This window comes from Myxococcus sp. AB025B (genome assembly GCF_006518215.1).
Classification (GTDB): domain Bacteria; phylum Myxococcota; class Myxococcia; order Myxococcales; family Myxococcaceae; genus Myxococcus; species Myxococcus fulvus.
On the sequence record NZ_SRLW01000415.1, the window covers coordinates 1 to 6,885 of the forward strand.

At 68.4% G+C, this 6,885-nt stretch carries 7 protein-coding genes; 6 read left to right on the plus strand and 1 reads right to left on the minus strand.

Annotation, left to right across the window (positions count from 1 at the left end):
• Nucleotides 1-250: 250 nt before the first annotated feature.
• The 6 genes from FL311_RS39450 (at nt 251) to FL311_RS39475 (ending at nt 6,467) form a co-directional block, all read left to right on the plus strand.
• Nucleotides 251-538: a hypothetical protein gene (locus tag FL311_RS39450; RefSeq protein WP_141332803.1), complete on the plus strand. Its 288-nt coding sequence runs from the start codon at nt 251-253 to the stop codon at nt 536-538.
• A gap of 513 nt (nt 539-1,051) precedes the next feature.
• Nucleotides 1,052-1,390 (plus strand): hypothetical protein, encoded by a 339-nt coding sequence (locus FL311_RS39455; protein WP_141332804.1) that lies wholly within the window; start codon nt 1,052-1,054, stop codon nt 1,388-1,390.
• Nucleotides 1,391-1,693: 303 nt separating this feature from the next.
• Nucleotides 1,694-4,024 carry a kelch motif-containing protein gene (locus tag FL311_RS39460; protein ID WP_141332805.1) on the plus strand — a complete coding sequence of 777 codons (2,331 nt, stop codon included), beginning with the start codon at nt 1,694-1,696 and terminating at the stop codon, nt 4,022-4,024.
• 145 nt (nt 4,025-4,169) lie between these two features.
• The gene (locus FL311_RS39465) at nt 4,170-4,814 is read left to right on the plus strand and encodes an HAD family hydrolase (RefSeq protein WP_141332806.1); all 645 of its coding nucleotides are present in this window, start codon (nt 4,170-4,172) and stop codon (nt 4,812-4,814) included.
• Nucleotides 4,815-4,837: 23 nt separating this feature from the next.
• On the plus strand, nt 4,838-5,884 hold the full coding sequence (locus tag FL311_RS39470; protein WP_141332807.1) for a Rieske 2Fe-2S domain-containing protein: 1,047 nt from the start codon (nt 4,838-4,840) through the stop codon (nt 5,882-5,884).
• A 7-nt stretch (nt 5,885-5,891) separates the two neighbouring features.
• Nucleotides 5,892-6,467 (plus strand): RNA polymerase sigma factor, encoded by a 576-nt coding sequence (locus FL311_RS39475; RefSeq protein WP_141332808.1) that lies wholly within the window; start codon nt 5,892-5,894, stop codon nt 6,465-6,467.
• A gap of 137 nt (nt 6,468-6,604) precedes the next feature.
• On the opposite strand, the gene FL311_RS39480 is transcribed toward FL311_RS39475, so the two are convergent.
• On the minus strand, nt 6,605-6,817 hold the full coding sequence (locus FL311_RS39480) for a hypothetical protein (RefSeq protein WP_141332809.1): 213 nt from the start codon (nt 6,815-6,817) through the stop codon (nt 6,605-6,607).
• Nucleotides 6,818-6,885 lie beyond the last annotated feature (68 nt).

A 6,885-nucleotide genomic window follows, 5' to 3' on the forward strand; every position in this document is an offset into this window, starting at 1 on the left:
ATTACCAGGCCATTCCCATGATGAAGGAGGAGCGCCTGCGGCCTCTCGTCGAGCGATTCTCCGAACTCCTTCACGGCCATCGAGTCTTCCAAGATGCGCTTGGCTTCATATGAGGGGATGGCTCAGGTTGGCAAGGGGACACCGCGCTGGGGACATGAGGGATTGAGTTGTCAGGAGATGATGGAATGACTTGGGCGTGCCAGCGGAACTTCCCGCTGGCACGTCCTCGCGCAACCCAGGAGTTCGACCCATGCGAATCCTCTCTCCGCTGTTCGCTGTCTTCGTGGGCCTCACCCTCTCCATGGTGGGTTGCGGCGGCAACACGTCCGAACCCGAGCAGGCTCCCCTGGCCAAGTCTCCGGTTGGCGATGCTCTACGCTCCGAGGGCGACATTACGCAGATGGCCATCTGCCCGAGGGTGTGGAGGTGTGATTCCGTTGACCGGAACTTCATCACGTTGGCTGATTGCACCGCCGCATGTGGCGGCGACACCTGCTATCGCGACTACGCGTGCAGGCCCGGCTGTGAGTGCCCCTGAGGCTGTCTGAAGGGGTGGATTTGACATGCCTCCATGGCCAGCGTGGTGGGGTGGGACTGCCTGCCACGCGCGGCGTATGATGAGGCATGCGCTCTCCAAGATGGCTCCTCCCAGTCGCTCTGGCATGCGCGTGCGTCGCCTCTGCGGCAAGCCCTGCTCCCACCTACCGGCCCCGGACCCTCGAGGGCTGGACGGTTCGCATCGATGACCGCCTGGTGTCAGCGGCGAACAAGCCCCTGACGGACAAGGCCCTGGTGCTCCTGGGTGCGTAGCTCAAGGAGGTCGTCCGGCTCATCTCGGCGCGCCCCGTGGCGCAGCTTCGCAAGGTGGCGCTGTGGCTGTCGCCGCCTTATCCCGACGCGCCGGATGCGGCTCGGTACCATGCTGGCAATGTCTGGCTGGGGCAGCCAGGCCGCGACATGGCGATGCTGAAGGGCATCGAGTTCTCGAACGTCCTCATCTGGCTGACGACCCTGTGGCAGGGCGAGGGCATGTCGCTGGACATCCTCGGGGATGGCAAGGACGGCAACGTGCCCGTCCTCGCCAGGTCGACGGAGCTCACTGACGCCGGAGGCCAACGGCTACTACCGGTTGACGACCCAGTGGCGTGGGGCCGACCTGTCCCTGGCCAGCACCGCCGACCATCGCCCCCTGCTCGTCAAGACCGCGGATGTTCCGGAGCCCAACGGCCTCTATCGGCTGACCACCCAGGCGCAGGGTGATGCGCAGTCCCTGGGCGTCCTCAATGACAGCAAGGAGAACAACATCTCCGTCCTCTCCAGGACGGCCTGCGATGACTCGGCACAGCTGTGGAAGGTGACCTCCGAGTGGCCCGTGAAGGAGGCGCTGTGAGCGACGCCCCGATGGGCGTGCTGGCCAATCGTTCGGGTCAAGGCGACTCCAGGGCGAGGCCGTCCGCTCCCATGGGTCCATCCTCGTCACGCGAGGGTCTGGGTTGACATCCATTGTTTGTTTGAAGTGAGGGTGTTTCCCGGGCGCGAGGGAATGGTCTACTTCGCGGGCTCGCACTCGCTGGTCCCTTCAAGGCGCGTGTGAGCGTTTCCCCACGGCCCGCGACCCTTCGCTCACCTTGCATCCACCTCCTTCGTCGGAGGGCGAGGCCGTTTCCTGCTCGTGCTGGAAAGGAACGCCCGAATGAGGATGCAAGCCAGGCAGCGCTGGAGTCAGTTGTGTTGGGTCATCGCGATGGTGTTCACCGTCTGGGGCTGTGGCTCCTCCGTTGAGCAGGAGCAGACGGGCTCCGTGGAGTTCATGAGCGCGGTGTCCGACGCGCTCGCGGGAGAGGACGTCACTCGTGTCACGGTGACACTGACGGCCACGGGGGTGCCCGCGTCGACGGTGGTGTTGACGCAGGAGGCCGGGGCGTGGCGCGGCACGTTCCACCAGGTGCCCGTGGGCAGCGCGCGGACCTTCACGGCGGAGGCGTTCGATGCACAGGGCGCGCTGCGCTATCGCGGCGTGGCGGAGGGGGTCACCATCGTCGCGGGCGAGACGGCGGTGGTGGCGATCACGCTCCAGTCGCTCTCCAGTGGTACCCCGTTCGAGAACACGGTGCCGTGCATCGACTCGCTCATCGCGTCGGCGAGCGTGGTGATGCCGGGGGGGAGCATCGTCCTTCGCGCCACGGCGCATGACAAGGACACCCAGGACACGATTTCGTATGCGTGGAGCGCGACGGGCGGTTCCTTCACCACGACGGGGACGGCGACCACCACGTGGACCGCGCCGCAGGCGGCGGGTGAGTTCGCGCTGACGCTCACGGTGACCGACTCGCGTGGCGCGGCGACGAGCCTGCGCATCGATGTGCGGACGCTGTCGACGGATGGCGGGGCGGGGATGGGCAGCGCGAACGTGACGGTGTCCTTCAACATGGCGCCCACGGTGCGTGGAATCACGGTCACCCGTTCTCCCGTGCCGGTGGGGCAGGGGACCACTGTCACCGTGGATGCGGTGGACGCGGATGGGGATGCGCTGAGCTACCAGTGGTCCACGTCGTGCGCGGGGGCGTGGACGCAGGCGACGTCCGCCGCCGCGACCTTCACGCCGAGCGCCGTGCCGGCGGGTGACCCGTGTGGCAACTGCGCGCTCAACGTGACGGTGTCGGACGCGCACGGTGGACGGACGCAGGGCACGCTGCGCGTCTGCGTGGGTCCTGGCACCGGTCCGAGCATCCCGCCGCGCATCGTGCAGGCGTACCAGTCCGCGACCACGGTGGCGGGCGGTGAGTCGGTGACGCTGCGGGTGCTGGCGGAGGATGGAGATGGCGGGGCGCTCGGTTTCGGCTGGGCGGCGAGCGTCGGCACGCTGGGCACGGCGACGAGCGGCTTCACCTCCAGCGAGGTGCGCTGGACGGCGCCGGCCTGTGTCGCGCAGGGCAGCGCGCCGACGGTGACGGCCACCGTCACGAATGCTCGCGGCTTCTCCGCGTCACACACGTTCAACGTGAGCGTGGTGAACGGGACGAACTGTGGCAGCGGCTCCGCCGCGAAGTGGGATGCGACGGGGAGCATGCTCGTGGCGCGCAACCGTCACGATGCCATTCTGCTGCCGTCCGGCAAGGTGCTGGCGGTCGGTGGATACAACGGTTCGGGAGCGCTGACGTCGGCCGAACTCTACACGCCGGAGACTGGGACGTGGACCGCGGCGGGCAACATGCGCCGGGGCCGCATCAATCACTCGCTGACGCTGCTTTCCTCGGGCAAGGTCCTGGTGGTGGGCGGCCTAACCCAAACGAGCGGCAACGTGCCGACGCGAGAGGTCGACATCTACGATCCTCAGACGAACACCTGGACGGCTGGGCCCTCGATGACGTTCGAGCGCGAGTCGCACACGGCCACGTTGTTGCCCTCGGGCAAGGTGTTGGTCATCGGTGGGGTGGGAGGGGCGACCGGTGGCGGTCGCATCCCTGAACTCTATGACCCGGAGACGAACGCGTGGACCCCTGTCACGAGCATGAATGCCGCGACCCGGTTCAATCACTTCGCGCTGCTGCTGCCCTCGGGCAAGGTGCTGGTGGGCGGGAACGGAGGGGCCGCGGAGATCTACGATGCCGTCACCGATTCGTGGTCGTTCGCCACGGGGCTGACGGGAACCAATTGGACACGAGCCTTCTTGTTGCCCTCGGGGCGTGTGCTGATGTTCGGTGACCCCTCGCTGGCGGAGTATGACCCCGCGCTCAACGTCCAGCGGAGCGCGGGGTCCTGGATTCACAGCCGGGTCTGGTCGTATCTGGTCATGCTCCCCTCGGGGCGCTTGATGCACACGGGGGGGCACGGAGGCACCAGCGCGACGTGTGAGCTGTTCGACCCCGCGACGGGCATCACCAGCTACACCGTGAGCATGCCTTCGCCCAGAGGTGGCGGCCGTCCCATCCTGCTGCCTTCCGGAAAGGTCCTCATCGCCGGAGGCATGTTCGTCGATAGCAGCGGGGTCTTCTTCAACACCGCCGTCCTCTTCACCCCGTAACCCACACAGTCCCGCCACCCTCGCGTGACCCGGCGCGAGGGTGACGGTCCCTCTCCGGGCACCTGTGCGCTCACAGGCTCGGGTGCCCATCCTCCACGGCTCCAAACACGTGCCCCCTGCCCCCGAACCACGTATGCAGGAGCGCATGAGCCGCGCTGACTCCCGTGGAATCCTCTTCGACCTCGACGGCACGCTGGTGGACTCGCTGCCGGACATCATCGACAGCTTCCTGTACGCCTTCCCCGCGAATGGCCTCCAGGCACCCACCCACGCGCAGGTGCGCGCCCTCATCGGCCTGCCGCTCGACATCATGTACGCGGAGTTCGCGCCCCAGCACGTGCCCGCGCTGTGCGCCTCCTACCGCGAGCACTACCCGCTGAACTTCCACAAGAACTCCCGCCCGTACCCCGGCGTCCTCGAGCTCCTCCACACCCTGCGCGAGCGCGGCTACCTGCTGGCCGTCGCCACCACCAAGAAGAGCCCCATGGCCCGCCGCTTCGTCGACGCCATGGGCCTGGGTGACGTCCTCCACCACGTCCAGGGCACCGACGACTTCCCCCACAAGCCCGCGCCAGACGTCCTCCACCGCGCCCTCGCCGCGCTCGGCACGCAGGGCCTGTGGATGGTCGGGGACACCTCGCTGGACCTCCGCGCCGGCAAGGCCGCCGGCCTGCGCACCTACGGTGTCACCTGGGGCACTCACCCCGTGGAGGAGCTCGCCCGTGAAACGCCGGATGAGCTCCAGCCAGACCTGGAAAGACTGCTGGAGCGCCTTCCTCCCCTGTCCTGAGTGGCCAGCTATACTTGGAAAGTATGGAGCCACTGCCTGACGTCCTTCGTCACTTCCACCCCGTGCTCCCTTCCCAGTCCCTTCGTCGAGAGCCCGTGCGCGTGGAGGTGGCCGGTCGCGCCTACGCGCTGTTCCGGGACGAGAAGGGGAGCCCCGCGGCGCTCGCGGACACCTGTCCCCACCGCTTCGCGCCCCTGTCCAAGGGCACGGTGCGCCCGGACGGCCGGCTCCAGTGCCCGTACCACGGCTGGCGCTTCGACTCGCAGGGCCGGGGCTCCAATCCCAGCCAACCCGAGCTCAAGCACTGCGATGTGAAGAGCTTCCAGGTCGTGGAGCACCACGGCTACCTGTGGCTGGCCCACCGGGAGACGCCGCGCTCGGCCCTGCCCGAGCTGCCCCTGAACCACGGCTACGTCTTCGGCGGCAGCTTCTCGGTGCCCTTCGAGGCGCCGCTGCATGTCTCGCTCGACAACTTCAGCGAGGACGAGCACACGCCCTACGTGCACACCCGCCTGGGCTGGGACGACCCGCACGCGGGCCAGGTCGATTTCGACGCGACGAACCACGACGACCACACCGAGGTCCACTACCGCGCCCCCCAGCGCCCCGCGCTCCTGATGAAGCTGCTCGGCGTGCGCAGCGGCGACTTCTTCCACAATGACTGGGTGACGCGCTTCGACCCCGTGCAGAGCGAGTACGTCGTGAGCTGGGTGTCCCCCACGGGGCAGAAGCGGCCGTTCATCACCCGCGCCAACATCTTCTTCGTGCCGGAGACGGCCAGGCGCACGCGCCTGCATGTCTTCTCCTTCCTGCGCTGCGTGCACCCGTGGCTCACCCCCTTCCTGCCCGTGGCGGCGAAGGTGGCGCGCGAGCTCACCCGCTGGGAGATTGTCGACGACGCGCGCTTCATCCCCACCGTCGCGGACACGCCCTACAGCCACAAGGGCATGCGGCTGGACCGCTACGACAAGCCGCTCGTCCACCAGCGCCGGCTGATGGAGCGCATCTATTTCCGTCAGCCTCGCGCCGTCACCGAGGACGAGGTGCCCGTGCGAGAGGCGGTAGGCTGAAGGGCGCATGAGCCTGGATGAACGCGTCCTCGAAACCCTCGTGGCCCAGCGAAGGCGCTTTCTCGCCTTCCTCGCCCCGCGTGTCGGCAGCCCCGAGGAGGCGGAGGAGGTCCTCCAGCTCGCCCTGGTGAAGGGCCTGGAGAAGGGCGAGGCCCTGCGCGACGAGGAGAGCGCGGTGGCCTGGTTCTACCGCCTCCTGCGCAACGTGCTGGTGGACCGCCACCGCCGCGCGCGCCGTGAGTCGCAGGCCCTGGCCCTCGAGCAGGCCGAGGCGCCTCGCTCCACCGAGGACACCGCCGCGCTCGAGTCCTCCGTGTGCGCGTGCGTGGCGGGGCTCGCCGACACCCTCAAGCCCGAGTACGCCCAGGCCATCCGCCGCGTGGACCTGGAGGGCACGCCCGTCTCCACCTTCGCGGGGGAAGAGGGGCTCACCGCCAACAACGCCGCCGTGCGCCTGCACCGCGCCCGGCAGGCCCTGGGCCGCAGGCTCATCGAGCTGTGCGGGACGTGCTGCACCCACGGCTGCGTGGACTGTGTCTGCGAGCCGGACCGTCCCCGCGTGGGTGACGCGCCCTCATCCTGAGGTGGGGTGGAGCCGCGGTGCCTGCATCCGCGCACGCAAGGCGCGAGGGCTCGACGCGGTGGGGATTCCCGAGGGCCGTCTTGCTTCGTGGAGTCAGGTGCTCCACGAAGGCTCGACGGGTTCCCGCGGGACGGGCGTCAGTGCGCCGGTTGAGCGGGTTCCTGGTGCGGCTGCGAGCCAACCCCGGCCCTGGCCTCGTACGCGTTGCAACCGCTCGCGCCGGAGACCTTCAGGTCGAACTTCCGCAGACTCGCCTGCATGCAGCGCTGCGTCTCGTTGTCACTGGGGTTGGGCTTGTCGCTGGCGAAGTAGCGACAACCCTTGCAGTTGCCCCACGTTCCTTCCGCCATGTTGACCTCCTCGGTGAATAGGGTGCTTCGACTTCTCTCCGAGGGTGGGGCCGGTGGTGGGCTCCCAC